We start from the raw sequence: 14,012 nt of genomic DNA, 5'->3' as shown, positions 1-14,012 counted from the left end.
ATCGTGAAAACGCCTGTAAAGCCTGCCCTAGACGCTAAGTGGCATAATGATGGCGCCCACATATACCCAACAGCGCACACGTTTGCGTGGTTTATAACAAATGCGTCTTAGGTATTCTGTATACCGAGCTAATTTACTGTCTTCCGTTTGAAACGTATTGTCCCTGGAGTTGTCATGAACATCGCTGCTGTACGCGAGCAAATAAGCCAAGCCCACGATCACGAACGCCAGACCGGCCAACTGAAAGAGCGTCTCGAGCTGCAACTGCCCCATTTGCACCCCTCGATCCAGCTGCCTGAGCAGGACGCCCAGGGTACGTTGGCGCGCTTCGTCAGCGCCTATATCGACCAGGTGCCCGAGTTGCTCGAAGCTGCCCACGCGGTGGCGCTGGAGGCCGGTATCGAGTCGCAGATCAAACCCGTGCTGAAGATCGCTGAGGCCTATTTCCTGCAGCCGCCGAGCGTTATGCAGGGGCACGTGGGCCTGGACTGCCTGCTGGATGAAGCCTACCTGGCGCACCGTTTGGTGGAGGAGGTGAACGATCTTTATATCCGCCACTTCCAGCAACCACTGATCCCCTTCGATACCACCATGGCCAACCTGATTGCCCATCAACTGATCGGAGAAACCTTCGCCAACCAGCTCGATGAGGTGGTGCACCACTCGGTGGATGAAATGCTGGACGAGGAAAGCTTCGCTACCGAATCCGTGGAAGCCTACCGGGACACCTTGAGCAGCCCGAAGACTGGCGAGGCCTGGAAACGCTGGCCATGCCTGTCGCGCCAACTGGGGGTCGAACTGGGCCAACCCGCCTGACCGCTGTCTGCAGCCCAATGGGAACAGGCTCCAACTGATCGGCTGTACCGCGCACGGATAGATTCTTCCCGCCTCCTTACGGGGTAGGCACTGACCTAACAAGGCGAGGAAGAAACCATGAGCATCAAATGGAACAGGCTTTACACGGACCTGTTACGCGGCAGCCGCTCCACCCTTTGGGGCAACTGGGCCCTCAACCCAGTCATCAAACCCGGAGCGGTGGGTATCATCGACCCGGCGTCCGGCGATTTCACCCTGGTCAACGAAGCGTTGCCCACCGTACAGATTTCCAATGTCGAGCAAGGGCGCCGCTGGGCCATCAGCTCCAAGGACGTCTCCCGCAGGGAGACCAAGGCCAATGTTTCAGGGACCGTGATCGACCCAGCCACCGGGGCTCAGGTCAAGCCAGAGCTGACGCTGGAGTGGAACTTCGGTAAAGAGGAGTCGATCGCTTCGGAGTTTGCCCTTCATGGAGAGCAACGTCTGAATGACCTTGCCCTGATCCACGACCAATACGATTGGCTGTACGCGCAGGCACAGAAAGTCGGCATGGCCAGCGACGGCCGGATTGCAGAGGGCTTTGGCGTAGTAACGAGCGTCATTCTGGCCGATAGCGGCGTGAATGCCGGCGCCAAGAGCAAGAATGCCAAATTCTCCCTTTCGGGTTCGGCCAGCGGCCTGAACACCTTGCTGGGCGAAAACGGTATTTCAGGCAAAGGCGGAGCAACCTTCATCTCCACCCGCGATACCGCGTCGGTGGAATCGCATACCCTACCTGCGCAAGATGGCCAGGTTGCCACCCTCCCACTGCCGGTAGCTTACAGTTTTGCCTCCTTTGGCCCCGACAGGATGATCATTCCGATCTGGGTGCGCAAGATTGGCAGCTTGCAACTGCATGTCGACAGCAAGGCCACCTCGGCCACCACCTACATCACCAAGGTATCGATTGCCTATGATCTTCCAGGCGAGCGCCGCACCACGGTTGGCCCGATGACCATTTCCGGCGGCCTGTCGCATAACTTCACCCTTCCGCTGGGCGCCAGAAATCTCGACTTCAGCGCCGAATTCGTCAACGTAGGCGCCAATCAAACGTTGACGCGGCACTGGACAACGCCCCTCAGCCAGTGGGTTGGCGGCAGCCGGACCATCAACCTGTATGGTACGTGGCCCGGCTCGCCCTCCGTGCGTGTCGTCGAGGAAGACTGAGCTCAACACTCGGCCGCAGTGCGCAAGCCCCCCTCGATACGCCGCTTGAGCCCACGCGGCTCGATGAGCAGGCGTGAACCGGCGCTGCGCTGCGTACGCCCCCAGTCTTCCAATAACTCCAGCACTGAGTGGTCGATGTAACTCAGGTTGGCCAGCGGTACGTGCAACTGGGTGCCAGCGGGCACCGTTTCCAGCACCTGGGTCAGTGCCGGCACCTTGAGGAAGGTGGCGGCGCCGGTGAGCCTAAGCTCCATGTGCCCCGGCCGGTCCAGGCTGAGCAGGTTGATCTTCAGGCGGGCCGCTTTGAGTGCCAACTTCAGCAGCGTCAGGGCAAAGCCCAGCAGCACACCGGTCAGCAGGTCAGTGAAGATGATCGCCAGCGCTGTTGCTGCGTAGGTGAACATCGGCATGCGACCGTAGCGGCCAAGCCCGCGAAAGGCCTTGAAGTCCACCAACTTGATACCGGTGTACACCAGCACCCCCGCCAGGCTCGCCACCGGGATCTGCTGCAGCACACTGCTCAAGGCCACCACGAACGCCAACAACCACAAGCCATGGAGGATCGCCGATGCGCGGGTTTGCGCGCCGGCCTGCACATTGGCCGAACTGCGCACGATCACGCCAGTCATGGGCAGGGCGCCCAATACACCGCACAGCATGTTGCCGATACCCTGCGCGGAGAGTTCCCGGTCGAAGTCCGAGCGCTGGCCACTGTGCATGCGGTCCACCGCCGCGGCAGACAACAGGGTTTCGGCACTGGCGATGAACGCCAGCGCGAAGGCGGCCACCAGCAAGGTCGGGTCAGCCAATTGCAGCAGATCTTCGGGGCGCAGCCAGTCGATGGCCTCGGACAAGTCGGCTGGCACCTGCACACGATTGACTGGCAGTGCCAGCCACAGGCTGAGCAGCGTCATCCCCCCCACACCGAGCAAGGCGCCAGGTAAAAACCGCAGCCGCTGTGGCCGAAAACGCTCCCAGCCCCACATCACGGCGATGGTGCCCAAACCGAGCAGGCCGGCCTGCCAACCGCTGCCGGCACTTTCAAAGGGCAGGGCGCTAGCCACCGTGGCGGGGAAGCCGATCAGGTTCTGCAAGCCCGAAGGCTGCGGCGCCGTGTCGAACATCACATGCACCTGTGACAGCACGATCAGTACACCGATACCAGCCAGCATGCCATACACCACCGCCGGGGCAGTGACGCGGAACCAGCAGCCCAGGCGCAAGCGCCCGGCCAGCAATTGCAGCAACCCCGCCAGCAGCAGGATCGGCCCGAGCATCGCCACGCCGTGCTGGCGCACCAGCTCGAACACCAGCACGGCCAAGCCGGCGGCAGGGCCACTGACCTGCAGTGGCGAACCGGCCAGAAAGCCCACCACGATACCGCCGATGATGCCGGTTATAAGGCCTTTGGCCGGTGGCATGCCCGAAGCGATCGCAATGCCCATGCACAAGGGCAGGGCTACCAGGAAGACCACAACCGACGCCAGCAACTCTCGCGGCAAAGCCGCTTTCAACTGTGTAATGTTCACCGTGTTTCTCCTTTCTCTGTCACATGGCCTTTCCTCTGGCCATGGGCACGTTTGGCCCCTGACAAACGCGCAGGCGCGGGCCGCCAGCGAGCATGCCGGCAGGGCAGTCAGGGAATTCAAGGCAGCCGAAGGCCGCGCCACACCCCTGCGGGGTGCAGCCGGCTATCAAGGTTCTAGCGTTGGATGGGTCGCTTAGTAGCGGCCTCTCGGAGTCGCGCAGGGCACCGGCTCACCAGCGGCCAGGGGCATGAAGCTGTCGCTGGCGGCATCGTAGGCTTCGATCCGGCTGGTCTCGATGTCATAGACCCAACCGTGTATGTACAGCTCGCCAGCCGCAAGGCGCGAGGCCACCGACGGGTGGGTGCGCAGGTGGTGCAACTGGGCAATGACGTTTTCCCGCGTCAGCACCTGCATGGTTTCGTGCTCGCTGCCGCAGGCGCAGTTGTTCTCGACCACGGTACGTGCCACTTCGGCATGCCGCAGCCAGGCGGAAACGGTCGGCATCTTGGTCAGCGATTGCGGGTTGAGTACCGCTCGCATCGCGCCGCAGTCGGAGTGGCCACAGATGATGATGTGGTGCACCCCCAGCGCCGACACGGCGTACTCGATGGCGCTGGAAACACCGCCGTTCATCTGGCCATACGGCGGAACCACGTTGCCGACGTTACGGGTAACGAACAGGTCGCCTGGCGAGCTCTGGGTGATCAGCTCGGGGACGATGCGCGAGTCGGCACAGGTGATGAACATGGCGCGCGGCGTTTGCGCGGTGGCGAGCTTCTTGAACAGCTCTTGCTGCTCAGGGAAGACGTCATGGTGGAAACGCAGGAAGCCGTCGACGATGTGCTTGAGGGCGGCATCGGCGCTCTCCGCGGGGGCCTGCGGAACGACCTTGGATGGGTCCTTGACGGGCATGATTCATCCTCTTGACGGTGAGTTGGTAAATCCATTTTACCGGTGAAAGATTCTGGCTATGCGAGGAATTAGATGACACGCACAGGCCATAGATCACAGTCTTCGTGGACTGGTTTCCTACGCTAGCGGGGAAAACTTAACTGAAACTTAATTCGGAGGCTCTAGAACGGGTGTTCCAGATAGATAAGGCGGGAATTGGATAATAGCAAAAACACATCAAATGCCAAGACCCCCGAATAAGATTATGTGCTTGGATTAGTCCCATTAAGGGTCAAAACAATGCCATTTGCCCACCGGGCGGACAGAACGCCGAGCAATCCAGCATTTGCCCCTGCCGCCCCTCCAAATCCAACTTGCGCATGGCCTTGGCAAAGCGTTGTGCCAGCAGCTCTGCGAAAACGCCCTCACCACGCATGCGCGCGCCAAAGCGGCTGTCATACAGCTCGCCGCCCCGGCTCTGGCGAATCAGGCTCAACACATGGCTGGCGCGCTGCGGGTAGTGGTCCTGCAGCCATTGCTCGAACAGCGGTGCCACTTCCAGGGGCAGGCGCAGCATCATGTAGGCTGCGCTCTGCGCGCCAGCCTCCTTGGCGGCTTGCAAAAGGTGCTCCAGTTCGCTGTCGTTGATCATGGGAATCATCGGCGAACACAACACGCCCACCGGTACACCCGCCTCGCGCAGCACTCGGATTGCCCGCAGCCGGGCCTTGGGCGAGGCCGCACGCGGTTCGAGCACCCGCTTGAGGCCATCGTCCAGTGTGGTCAGGCTGATCATCACCCGCACCAACCGCTGGCTGGCCATTTCGGCCAGCAAATCGAGATCACGCAATATCAGCGAACCTTTGGTGACGATGGTCACCGGGTGGCGAAAACGTAACAGCACTTCCAGCAAGCGCCGGGTCAATTGGTGCTCACGTTCGATCGGCTGGTAGGGGTCTGTGTTGGCACCCAGGTTGATGGGGGCGCACACATAGCCAGGCTTGCTCAGCTGCTCGGCAAGAACCTCGGCAGCGTTGGTCTTGGCGATCAGTTTGGTTTCGAAATCCAACCCTGGGGACAAGTCCCAGTAGGCGTGCGAGGGCCTGGCATAGCAGTAGATGCAACCATGCTCGCAGCCTCGATAGGGATTGATGGAGCGATCGAAGGGCAGGTCGGGTGAAGTGTTGCGGCTGATGATCGTCTTGGCGGTTTCAACCCGCACCTCGGTGCCTTGGGTAAGTGGAACCTCAAGGTACCAGCCGTCATCCTCCGCCACCGAATGGCTCGGCGCGAAGCGGTTGTGTGGATTGTGCGCCGTCCCACGGCCTTTGGGTGGTGCTGGAAGATTCATCGCCAAGCCCTATACTGTATAGATGAACAGTATAGGGGCAGGGCTCAACTTGCCAGCACCTCTGGTCAGGCCAGCCCGTGCCAACTCAGGTAGGTGGCATGGCTTGGGGTGCGGCCAATATTGCCTGCCTCATGGGCGAGCGGGCGAGCATGCCTGCCTGGCGGAGCGGTAGAGCCTTGATCTTCTACCACCCCGACACAGGCGGGCGGGCCTTAGTCAGCCGGTTTCTTCAGCTTGGGATTGGGGAAGAACTGCACCGTCTGTACCTTGGCCGGCGCCGCCTTGGGCGCCAAATGGTTGACCCGCGTCCCCAGCTCCTTGGGTACCGACAGCCCCTGTTCATTCAAGGTGTCGGTGAAGCCGCAGGCCACGCACTCTCGGTGCGGCACGTCGTCTTCGCTCCACATCATCAACTTGTCCGGCTCGCTGCACGCCGGGCAGACCGCCCCGGCGATGAAGCGCTTCTTGGTCTTGTTCACAGCTACCTCGCTCATGCCGCCGCGTCCTCGCTCAGCCCGCAGTGGCGCAGCAATGCATCAATGGAAGGCTCACGGCCACGGAAGTCGACGAACAGCACCATAGGCTCGCGCGAGCCGCCTCGGGCCAGAATGGCCTCGCGGAAGGCGCGGCCTGTCTCGGCGTTGAGCACGCCTTCTTCCTCGAACCGTGAGAAGGCATCAGCCGACAGTACTTCGGCCCATTTGTAGCTGTAGTAGCCCGCCGCGTAACCGCCAGCGAAGATGTGCGCAAAGCTGTTCGGGAAGCGGTTGTACGCCGGTGGGCGCATGACCGTCACCTCGTCGCGCACGCCTTCAAGCACCTGCAGCACACTGCGGCCATCGCCGTGGCTGGCGTGCAGCTCGAAGTCGAACAACGAGAACTCCAGCTGGCGCACCATCATCATGCCGGACTGGAAGTTCTTCGCCGCCAGCATCTTGTCCAGCAGGTCCTGGGGCAGGGCAGCCCCCGTTTCGTAATGGCCGGAGATCAGTGCAAGGCCTTCCGGCTCCCAGCACCAGTTTTCCATGAACTGGCTCGGCAACTCGACTGCATCCCAAGCCACGCCATTGATGCCCGACACGCCAGCATGCTCGATACGGGTCAGCAGGTGGTGCAGGCCGTGGCCAAACTCGTGGAACAGGGTTGTCACTTCATCGTGGGTCAGCAACGCAGGCTTGCCCGGCGCAGCGGGCGTGAAGTTGCACACCAGGTTGGCCACCGGGCTTTGCAGCTCACCACCCGCGGTACGGCGGCGGTCGCGGGCACCATCCATCCAGGCACCGCCACGCTTGTTGGCGCGGGCATAGAGGTCGAAGAAGAAGCGGCCGACGTGCTGGCCGTTTTCCTTGATCTCGAACAGGCGTACGTCCGGGTGCCAGGTATCAAAGCCTTTGAGCTCGGCGATTTCGATGCCGTACAGGCGCTGGACGATGCTGAACAGGCCGGACAGTACCTTGTCGATCGGGAAGTAGGCGCGCAAGGTTTCCTGGGACACGCTGTAGCGCTGCTCGCGCAGCTTTTCACCGAAGTAGCCGGCGTCCCAGCTGGCCAGCTCGGGGCAACCTTGCTCGGCGGCATAGGCCTTGAGTTGCTCCAGATCCTGCACGGCGAACGGCTTGGAACGCTTGGCCAGGTCGCGCAGGAAGCTCAGCACCTGGTCGCTGGACTCAGCCATCTTGGTGGCCAGGCTCAGCTCGGCGTAGTTCTTGTAGCCCAGCAGCCCAGCCAGTTCCTGGCGCAGGTCGAGGATCTCGCGCATCACCGGGCCGTTGTCGAACTGGCCGGCATTCGGGCCCTGGTCAGAGGCGCGCGTGCAGTAGGCGGCGTACAGCTCTTCACGCAGGGCGCGGTCACTGGCGTAGGTCATCACCGCATAGTAGCTGGGGAATTCCAGGGTGATCAGCCAGCCATCGAGGCCTTTGGCCTGGGCGGCAGCCGCCATCTGCGCCTTGGCCGAATCGGTCAGGCCGGCAAGCGCGGCTTCGTCGGTAACGTGCTTGGTCCAGGCCTGGGTGGCGTCGAGCAGTTGGTTGGAGAAGCGGCTGCCCAATTCGCTGAGCTTGCTCTGCACTTCGGCGTAACGCTGCTGCTGGGCAGGTGGCAGGTCGATGCCCGACAGACGGAAGTCGCGCAGTGCATGCTCGAGGATGGTTTTTTGCGCCACATCGAAACCTGCGGCCTCAGGGCTGTTGACCAGAGCCTCATAGGCCTCGAACAGCGCGCGGTTCTGACCCAGTTCGGTAGAGTAGGCACTGAGCGCCGGCAGGCAGGACTCGTAGGCCTCACGCAGCTCTTTGCTGTTGCACACCGCATTGAGGTGGCTGACCGGGCTCCAGGCAGCGCCCAGGCGGTCGTTGAGCTCGTCCATGGCCAGCACCAGGCCGGCCCAGGTGGGGTTCTTGCCTTGCTTTTCGAGGATCTGGGCAATGGCTTTACGGTTATCGGCCAGGATCTCTTCGATCGCCGGCAGCACGTGTTCGGCACGGATCGCCGAGAAGGGCGGCAGATCATAAGACTGCAGAAGCGGGTTGTTCGCACTCACGGTTTGGCTACCTTGGCAGAAGAAACACTGCCCCATCTTAATTACAATCGACGCCGACCGCAGCAGGCAGCCTGCCTATCGGCACAGATGAGAGACCCTATCATGGCCATTCGTAGCTTCCAGCAACACACTCCGAAAGTTGGGCCACGGGCCTTCGTCGACCGCTCGGCGGTAGTGCTGGGCGATGTGGAAATCGGTGAAGACAGCTCTGTTTGGCCGTTGACGGTGATTCGCGGCGACATGCACCGCATCCGCATCGGTGCAAGGACCAGCGTGCAGGACGCCAGTGTGCTGCACATTACCCACGCCGGCCCGTTCAACCCGGACGGCTTCCCGCTGATCATCGGCGACGAAGTGACCATCGGCCACAAAGTCATGCTGCATGGCTGTACCCTGGGCAACCGCATTCTGGTCGGCATGGGCAGCACGATCATGGATGGCGCCATCGTCGAAGACGAGGTGATCATCGGCGCCGGTAGCCTGGTGCCGCCGGGCAAGCGCCTGGAGAGCGGCTACCTGTACGTGGGCAGCCCGGTAAAGCAGGCACGGCCACTGACCGACAAGGAACGTGCCTTTTTCCCGTATAGCGCCGGTAACTACGTGAAGCTCAAGGACCAGCACCTGGCCGAAGGCTACGACCGCCCGGAATGAACCTGACCACCGAGACCACCATGCACCAGCAGAATATCCTTTTCGACCTTGACGGCACCCTGACCGACCCGCGCCTGGGCATTACCCGTTCGATCCAGTACGCCCTGGCCAAACTGGGCATCGACGAGCCAGACCTGGCGCGGCTCGAGCACTTCATCGGCCCACCCCTGCTGCAGGCCTTCATGCAGTTCTACAGCTTCGATGAAGCCAAGGCGTGGGAGGCGGTGAATTTTTACCGGGAGCGCTTCCGGGTCACCGGCCTCTACGAAAACCTGGTCTTCGAAGGCGTGCCGGAACTGCTCCAGGACCTGAACCGGCAGGGCCGTACGCTGTACATCGCAACATCCAAGCCTTGGGAGTTCGCCCGTGAGATCGCCAGGCACTTTGCCTTCGATCATCACTTCAAGGTGATCTACGGCAGTGAACTGGACGGCACCCGCACCAACAAGGTCGAGCTGATTCGCCACCTGCTGGACGAGGAAGGACTGGACCCGGCACAGACCCTGATGATCGGCGATCGCAAGCACGACCTGATCGGGGCGCGCAGCAATGGGTTGCAGGCAGTGGCAGTGGGGTACGGGTTCGGCAGCGACGAAGAATTGAAGGCCCACACGCCTGAGTTCCACTACGCCACCTTGGCTGAGATGCATCAGGCGTTCATCAAGGCCTGAGCGCGCGCGTAGCTAGCCGGCATGCCGGCGATGGGCCGCATAGCGGCCCCCAGCGTTCACTGACCCGCCACCAACCGAGCCAACATCGCCTTGCGCTGTTCGCCCGGCAACCGTCCCAGCGCTTCTACCTTCTCGTAAAACCGGGCCCAATCCCCCCCAACCTCACGGAACACCGCCGCAAACGCTGGCACCCATTGGTCATACAGCCCGAACGGCAACAGCTTGGCATTGCTCATCGGCCCATACATCCAGGCGTCGTAGCGCTTGTCCCCAGCCCACTGGCTATCTCGTACCTGGCGATACTCCCGCCTCAAGCGCTCGAACTCTGCCTGCTTGGCCGCACGTTTGTGGGTGTCATCCAGCGGCCCGGCATAGATCGCCTGCAGCCGCTCGCGACTGGCCAGAATCAGCCGTATGAACTGGTCACGCTGCAGGCTCTGCTCACCCTGATTCGCTTCAAGCCCACGGGCGGCGCGCCATTGCCGCGATCCTTCGTGCTCGACGAACGTGGCGAAGGACTCGTTGAACGCCGTGTCGTCCGGCACATACACGCGCTGATGCGCCAGTTCGTGGAAGATCAACGCGGCCAGGCGCTCATCGCCCCAGCCGACCATCGACGACAGGATCGGGTCGTCGAACCAGCCAAGCGTCGAATAGGCTTCGACACCGGCCACATAGACATCCATGCCCGCCTGGCGCATCACCGCCGCCGCGCCGCGGGCTGCACCCTGTTGGTAATAACCGCGGTAGGCGACGCAACCGGCCACAGGGAAACAGTGCGTCACCGCCTGCAGCGAGAGCTCAGGCGTAGCGAACACATTCCACACCACATAGGGCCGCCCGAGGTCGGCATACACCCGGTAGCTACCGTTGTCCGGCAGGCCCAGTTGCTTGCTGGCGAACAGCCGCGCCTGCTCGGCGTGTTGCAGGCGGGCCCGCAACTGCGGGCTGCTGGCCGGGTCGGCGAGTACCTGCTCCACCGGCTGACGTGCACGCAACAGTTGCCATTGACCATCGGCCAACTGCCCGTAATAGGCAAGGCTGCTGCAACCACTCAGCAGAAAGGCGCCCAGCACTGGAACCAAAGTGCTGAAAACGCGGTCGAGTGGCCCAGGGCCTGAGCGCTTCAAAAGAAAAAACCAGACCATCTTGGACTATCCATTCGCTCACGGCCGATGCACTCCAAGACTATCTCGCCAAGGGGGAGTTTCGCCATGCGTGCACTGTTCGTCGCCGGCTCATTGTTGCTGACGTCTGCCTGTTCGACCCTGCCAGACCCGGACCCGAACCAAGCGTGGATCGACCTCACCCCACATGACGAGAGTTCGCTGCACGCGGTGCAGGTGGATGAGCGCGATTGGGCTGACACCCGCTATTTCGAGGTCCAGCCCGGTAGCCACGAGCTGACCGTGCGCTACCAGTTCCCGGTCACACCCAGCAATATCGGCCCCGTTGAGGCACCGTTGTGGCGCGACTGCCAGCTCAACTTGACCTTCAAGGACTTCAGCGCCGGCCAGCGTTATAGCCTGCAGGCAGGCAGCATAGGCTTCCGGCCCTGGATCAAGCTCTATGACCACCAGCAAAAACTGGTCGGTCAAGGCCTGCCGGCGGGCTGCCAACGCACCTGAAGCCCGCAAACGGCGCTATGCTTGTAACTTGTGAATCGCAAGTGGGAGTTTCACCATGCGCCAGCCCATGATGCTGATGGCCCTCAGTGCATTGGGGGCATGCGCCAGCCCCTTGCCCCCCGTAGACCCTAAGCAAGCCTGGGTCGACCTCTACACCGTCACGCCCGGCCGAGTCATCATGGCGGACAAGCTCGATGGCAAGCGCCTTGAGGACGGCCGTTACTTCCAGGTCACGCCTGGCAAGCACGAACTGGTGGTGCGCTTCGATTATGAAATTTACGGGGGCGGCATGATGAGCCAGCCCAGGGATCGAACGTGTTACCTGACCGTGCGCTTCGACGATTTCAAGGCAGGCGAACGTTACCGTCTGGAGGCGCGGGCACCGGTAATGGAACCGCAAGTGCTCTTGTATGACGCCAGCCGCACCGTGGTGGTCAACGAGCCCAGCAATGTGTTCTGCATTCCCTGAAACCCGGGGCTACTGTCCAGCCCCGGTTTCCATCGGTGATCATCCGTTCTTCTGATAAATGATCTTTTTGGTCCCGCCATCACAGCTGCCGACGATCATGTTCTGATCCTTGACGTCAGCGTTGGGCACGATCTCCAGCGTGTACGACGGCACACCCTGAGCCTGGATCTTGGCTTCGATCTCGGCCTTCAGTTCCTCGCACGGCTTGACCGCCGCCGAGGCAGAAGTGGCTAGCAGACACGCCAACACGGCGATTACGACGCGTTTCATGGCACTGCTCCTGGTTAGGCAGCTGCGCTGCCGATGCTGTTTAGATTACAGCAAACCGAAGCGGTTGCGCCGCTTAGCCCACCAAGCTGGCGTCCAGGCTGATCTTCGCGTTCAACACCTTGGACACCGGGCAACCCGCTTTGGCCTTGTTGGCAATCTCAAGGAACTGGGCTTCGCTCGCACCAGGCACCTTGGCCTTGAGGACCAGGTGCACAGCAGTGATGGCAAAGCCGTCGGGCTGTTTGTCCAAGGTCACCTCAGCGATCGTATCGATACGGTCTGGGGTCAGGCCCGCCTCGCCAAGCATCATCGACAGCGCCATCGAGAAGCAGCCAGCATGAGCCGCGCCGATCAACTCCTCTGGGTTGGTGCCGGGCGAGCCCTCGAAGCGGGTGTTGAAACCATAAGGGTTCTGCTTCAGGGCGCCGCTTTCAGTCGAAATAACGCCTTTGCCATCCTTCAGGCCACCTTGCCAGATCGCCGATGCAGTCTTTTTCATGATGCCTCCTGGTCACTCGGTTACGTATCTATGGGTTCAGAGGCCACCCACCTTCGGCAAGTTCAGATCAATCGCACCGCAAGCATTGAATCTTCCGAATGTGCCCATACAGAGTTAGAAAGGCCTTCGGCCAATCACTTTTGCGGAGGCTCGAATGACGCAGCTGCGTGACCTGAAAATTTCCACCCTCGACCTGGTGCCTGTGCGGGCCGACGCGGGCCCTGCGCAAGCGTTGCGCAATTCGCTGGACCTGGCGCAGCACGTCGAGCGGTTCGGCTATAACCGTTTCTGGGTCGCTGAACACCACAACATGGACGGCATCGCCAGCTCCGCGACCTCCGTACTGATCGGCTACCTGGCGGGGGGTACTTCAACCATCCGTGTCGGCTCGGGTGGCGTCATGCTGCCCAACCATGCCCCCTTGGTCATCGCCGAACAGTTCGGCACGTTGGCCAGCCTTTATCCAGGGCGTATCGACCTTGGGCTGGGCCGTGCGCCGGGCTCCGACCAGATGACCGCACGCGCCCTGCGTCGCGAGCGTTCGGGCAGCGCCGATGATTTCCCGGACGATGTCGAAGAATTGTCGCGCTACCTTGGCCCGCGCACAGATGATCAAAAAGTGATCGCCGTCCCTGGGCACGACACCGAGGTGCCGATGTGGCTGCTCGGCTCCAGCCTGTTCAGCGCACAGCTGGCCGGCATGCGCGGCATGCCCTACGCCTTCGCCTCGCACTTCGCGCCGCGCTACATGCATGAGGCGATCCGTATCTACCGCGACCATTTCAAGCCGTCTACCACGCTGGACAAGCCCTACGTCATGTTGGGCATTCCGATGGTGGTGGCCGAAACCGACGACAAGGCCGAATTCCTGGCCACCTCGGTGTACCAGCGTATTCTTGCCTTGATACGCGGCCAGAGCCTGATGCAGCGCAAGCCAGTGCCGAGCATGGATGGCTTGTGGTTACCGCACGAGCGGGATGCGGTGGGTAGCTTCCTGGGCTTGGCGATGATCGGCAGCCCGCAGAAAGTAAGGGCCAAGGTCGAGGTGCTACTGGAGCAGACCGGGGCGGATGAGCTGATCTTTACCTGCGACCTGTACGAGCATGAGGACCGGATCAGGTCGTATGAATTGTTGGCGCAAGCCTTGAGGTCTGAGTAATCCCAAATCGCCGGCTAACCGGCACCCACAGCGAACGCGAACGCCAAAGCCGCGAGGTGATGGCAACGCTGTGGGGCCGGCTTGCTGGCAGATGGGCCAGCGTTCAACCACGCCGGTAGACAATTTCCTTGGTGCTACCTTCACAGCTCCCCACCACCTTGCCAGCAGGGTCGCCCTTGCTGACGATCTCCAGTGTGTAGCCTTTCACACCTTTGGCATCCAGCTTCGCGGCAATCTCGGCCTTGAGCTCCTCGCAAGGCTTGCCCGCCGCCAACGCGCTACCCGCCAGCGTCATCAGGCCCACCGCCAGAATCAGTTTCTTCATCACTC

16 protein-coding genes are annotated in these 14,012 nt (G+C 61.8%); 7 read left to right on the top strand and 9 right to left on the bottom strand.

Annotated elements, in window-relative coordinates:
- Positions 1-174: 174 nt before the first annotated feature.
- Together ACIPZC_RS00815 and ACIPZC_RS00810 are read left to right on the top strand one after the other, a co-directional pair.
- A complete protein-coding gene (locus ACIPZC_RS00815) occupies positions 175-816 on the top strand; it encodes a hypothetical protein (protein ID WP_400624149.1) in 642 nt (213 codons plus the stop codon).
- A gap of 117 nt (positions 817-933) precedes the next feature.
- Positions 934-2,022: a hypothetical protein gene (locus ACIPZC_RS00810; RefSeq protein WP_400624146.1), complete on the top strand. Its 1,089-nt coding sequence runs from the start codon at positions 934-936 to the stop codon at positions 2,020-2,022.
- 2 nt (positions 2,023-2,024) lie between these two features.
- Here ACIPZC_RS00810 and ACIPZC_RS00805 read toward each other — a convergent pair whose 3' ends face one another.
- The 5 genes from ACIPZC_RS00805 to prlC form a co-directional block, all read right to left on the bottom strand.
- On the bottom strand, positions 2,025-3,551 hold the full coding sequence (locus tag ACIPZC_RS00805) for a SulP family inorganic anion transporter (RefSeq protein ID WP_400624143.1): 1,527 nt from the start codon (positions 3,549-3,551) through the stop codon (positions 2,025-2,027).
- Positions 3,552-3,743: 192 nt separating this feature from the next.
- Positions 3,744-4,463 (bottom strand): carbonic anhydrase, encoded by a 720-nt coding sequence (locus ACIPZC_RS00800; RefSeq protein WP_241806693.1) that lies wholly within the window; start codon positions 4,461-4,463, stop codon positions 3,744-3,746.
- A gap of 271 nt (positions 4,464-4,734) precedes the next feature.
- Positions 4,735-5,793 carry a PA0069 family radical SAM protein gene (locus ACIPZC_RS00795; protein WP_400624140.1) on the bottom strand — a complete coding sequence of 353 codons (1,059 nt, stop codon included), beginning with the start codon at positions 5,791-5,793 and terminating at the stop codon, positions 4,735-4,737.
- A gap of 212 nt (positions 5,794-6,005) precedes the next feature.
- Positions 6,006-6,287 carry a YheV family putative zinc ribbon protein gene (locus ACIPZC_RS00790; protein ID WP_012312067.1) on the bottom strand — a complete coding sequence of 94 codons (282 nt, stop codon included), beginning with the start codon at positions 6,285-6,287 and terminating at the stop codon, positions 6,006-6,008.
- Positions 6,284-8,371 (bottom strand): oligopeptidase A, encoded by a 2,088-nt coding sequence (prlC, locus tag ACIPZC_RS00785; protein WP_241806691.1) that lies wholly within the window; start codon positions 8,369-8,371, stop codon positions 6,284-6,286. The genes ACIPZC_RS00790 and prlC overlap by 4 nt, the downstream gene beginning before the upstream one ends.
- A gap of 66 nt (positions 8,372-8,437) precedes the next feature.
- On the opposite strand from prlC, the gene ACIPZC_RS00780 reads away from it, so the two are divergent.
- Positions 8,438-8,986, top strand: a complete 549-nt coding sequence (locus ACIPZC_RS00780) for a gamma carbonic anhydrase family protein (protein WP_039603776.1) — start codon at positions 8,438-8,440, stop codon at positions 8,984-8,986.
- Positions 8,987-9,006: 20 nt separating this feature from the next.
- Positions 9,007-9,657, top strand: coding sequence for an HAD family hydrolase (locus ACIPZC_RS00775; RefSeq protein ID WP_349975605.1), 651 nt, complete (start codon positions 9,007-9,009; stop codon positions 9,655-9,657).
- Between the two features lie 56 nt (positions 9,658-9,713).
- Here ACIPZC_RS00775 and ACIPZC_RS00770 read toward each other — a convergent pair whose 3' ends face one another.
- A complete protein-coding gene (locus tag ACIPZC_RS00770; RefSeq protein WP_400624812.1) occupies positions 9,714-10,787 on the bottom strand; it encodes an aminopeptidase in 1,074 nt (357 codons plus the stop codon).
- 84 nt (positions 10,788-10,871) lie between these two features.
- On the opposite strand from ACIPZC_RS00770, the gene ACIPZC_RS00765 reads away from it, so the two are divergent.
- Both ACIPZC_RS00765 and ACIPZC_RS00760 read left to right on the top strand, forming a co-directional pair.
- A complete protein-coding gene (locus ACIPZC_RS00765) occupies positions 10,872-11,285 on the top strand; it encodes a hypothetical protein (protein WP_267819963.1) in 414 nt (137 codons plus the stop codon).
- A 55-nt stretch (positions 11,286-11,340) separates the two neighbouring features.
- Positions 11,341-11,754 (top strand): hypothetical protein, encoded by a 414-nt coding sequence (locus ACIPZC_RS00760; protein WP_400624134.1) that lies wholly within the window; start codon positions 11,341-11,343, stop codon positions 11,752-11,754.
- A gap of 39 nt (positions 11,755-11,793) precedes the next feature.
- Here ACIPZC_RS00760 and ACIPZC_RS00755 read toward each other — a convergent pair whose 3' ends face one another.
- Positions 11,794-12,024, bottom strand: coding sequence for a DUF1161 domain-containing protein (locus ACIPZC_RS00755; protein ID WP_400624131.1), 231 nt, complete (start codon positions 12,022-12,024; stop codon positions 11,794-11,796).
- 73 nt (positions 12,025-12,097) lie between these two features.
- Positions 12,098-12,523 carry an OsmC family protein gene (locus tag ACIPZC_RS00750; protein WP_241806687.1) on the bottom strand — a complete coding sequence of 142 codons (426 nt, stop codon included), beginning with the start codon at positions 12,521-12,523 and terminating at the stop codon, positions 12,098-12,100.
- 154 nt (positions 12,524-12,677) lie between these two features.
- On the opposite strand from ACIPZC_RS00750, the gene ACIPZC_RS00745 reads away from it, so the two are divergent.
- The gene (locus tag ACIPZC_RS00745) at positions 12,678-13,682 is read left to right on the top strand and encodes an LLM class flavin-dependent oxidoreductase (RefSeq protein ID WP_349975568.1); all 1,005 of its coding nucleotides are present in this window, start codon (positions 12,678-12,680) and stop codon (positions 13,680-13,682) included.
- A gap of 103 nt (positions 13,683-13,785) precedes the next feature.
- On the opposite strand, the gene ACIPZC_RS00740 is transcribed toward ACIPZC_RS00745, so the two are convergent.
- Positions 13,786-14,007 (bottom strand): DUF1161 domain-containing protein, encoded by a 222-nt coding sequence (locus ACIPZC_RS00740; RefSeq protein ID WP_241806685.1) that lies wholly within the window; start codon positions 14,005-14,007, stop codon positions 13,786-13,788.
- Between the last annotated feature and the right edge of the window lie 5 nt (positions 14,008-14,012).

It is taken from the genome of Pseudomonas sp. NPDC089743 (assembly GCF_044748785.1).
GTDB classification, from domain to species: Bacteria; Pseudomonadota; Gammaproteobacteria; order Pseudomonadales; family Pseudomonadaceae; genus Aquipseudomonas; species Aquipseudomonas putida_X.
Note: the sequence above shows the minus strand (reverse complement) of the source record. Positions and strands in the feature narration are given on the sequence as shown.

What these genes read in the sequence shown, in the direction of transcription:
- ACIPZC_RS00755 (WP_400624131.1), bottom strand. Translation starts at nt 12,024, where the DNA reads ATGAAACGCGTCGTAATCGCCGTGTTGGCGTGTCTGCTAGCCACTTCT.
- prlC (WP_241806691.1), bottom strand. Translation starts at nt 8,371, where the DNA reads ATGGGGCAGTGTTTCTTCTGCCAAGGTAGCCAAACCGTGAGTGCGAAC.
- ACIPZC_RS00795 (WP_400624140.1), bottom strand. Translation starts at nt 5,793, where the DNA reads ATGAATCTTCCAGCACCACCCAAAGGCCGTGGGACGGCGCACAATCCA.
- ACIPZC_RS00790 (WP_012312067.1), bottom strand. Translation starts at nt 6,287, where the DNA reads ATGAGCGAGGTAGCTGTGAACAAGACCAAGAAGCGCTTCATCGCCGGG.
- ACIPZC_RS00765 (WP_267819963.1), top strand. Translation starts at nt 10,872, where the DNA reads ATGCGTGCACTGTTCGTCGCCGGCTCATTGTTGCTGACGTCTGCCTGT.
- ACIPZC_RS00775 (WP_349975605.1), top strand. Translation starts at nt 9,007, where the DNA reads ATGCACCAGCAGAATATCCTTTTCGACCTTGACGGCACCCTGACCGAC.
- ACIPZC_RS00800 (WP_241806693.1), bottom strand. Translation starts at nt 4,463, where the DNA reads ATGCCCGTCAAGGACCCATCCAAGGTCGTTCCGCAGGCCCCCGCGGAG.
- ACIPZC_RS00810 (WP_400624146.1), top strand. Translation starts at nt 934, where the DNA reads ATGAGCATCAAATGGAACAGGCTTTACACGGACCTGTTACGCGGCAGC.
- ACIPZC_RS00815 (WP_400624149.1), top strand. Translation starts at nt 175, where the DNA reads ATGAACATCGCTGCTGTACGCGAGCAAATAAGCCAAGCCCACGATCAC.
- ACIPZC_RS00740 (WP_241806685.1), bottom strand. Translation starts at nt 14,007, where the DNA reads ATGAAGAAACTGATTCTGGCGGTGGGCCTGATGACGCTGGCGGGTAGC.
- ACIPZC_RS00780 (WP_039603776.1), top strand. Translation starts at nt 8,438, where the DNA reads ATGGCCATTCGTAGCTTCCAGCAACACACTCCGAAAGTTGGGCCACGG.
- ACIPZC_RS00760 (WP_400624134.1), top strand. Translation starts at nt 11,341, where the DNA reads ATGCGCCAGCCCATGATGCTGATGGCCCTCAGTGCATTGGGGGCATGC.
- ACIPZC_RS00745 (WP_349975568.1), top strand. Translation starts at nt 12,678, where the DNA reads ATGACGCAGCTGCGTGACCTGAAAATTTCCACCCTCGACCTGGTGCCT.
- ACIPZC_RS00750 (WP_241806687.1), bottom strand. Translation starts at nt 12,523, where the DNA reads ATGAAAAAGACTGCATCGGCGATCTGGCAAGGTGGCCTGAAGGATGGC.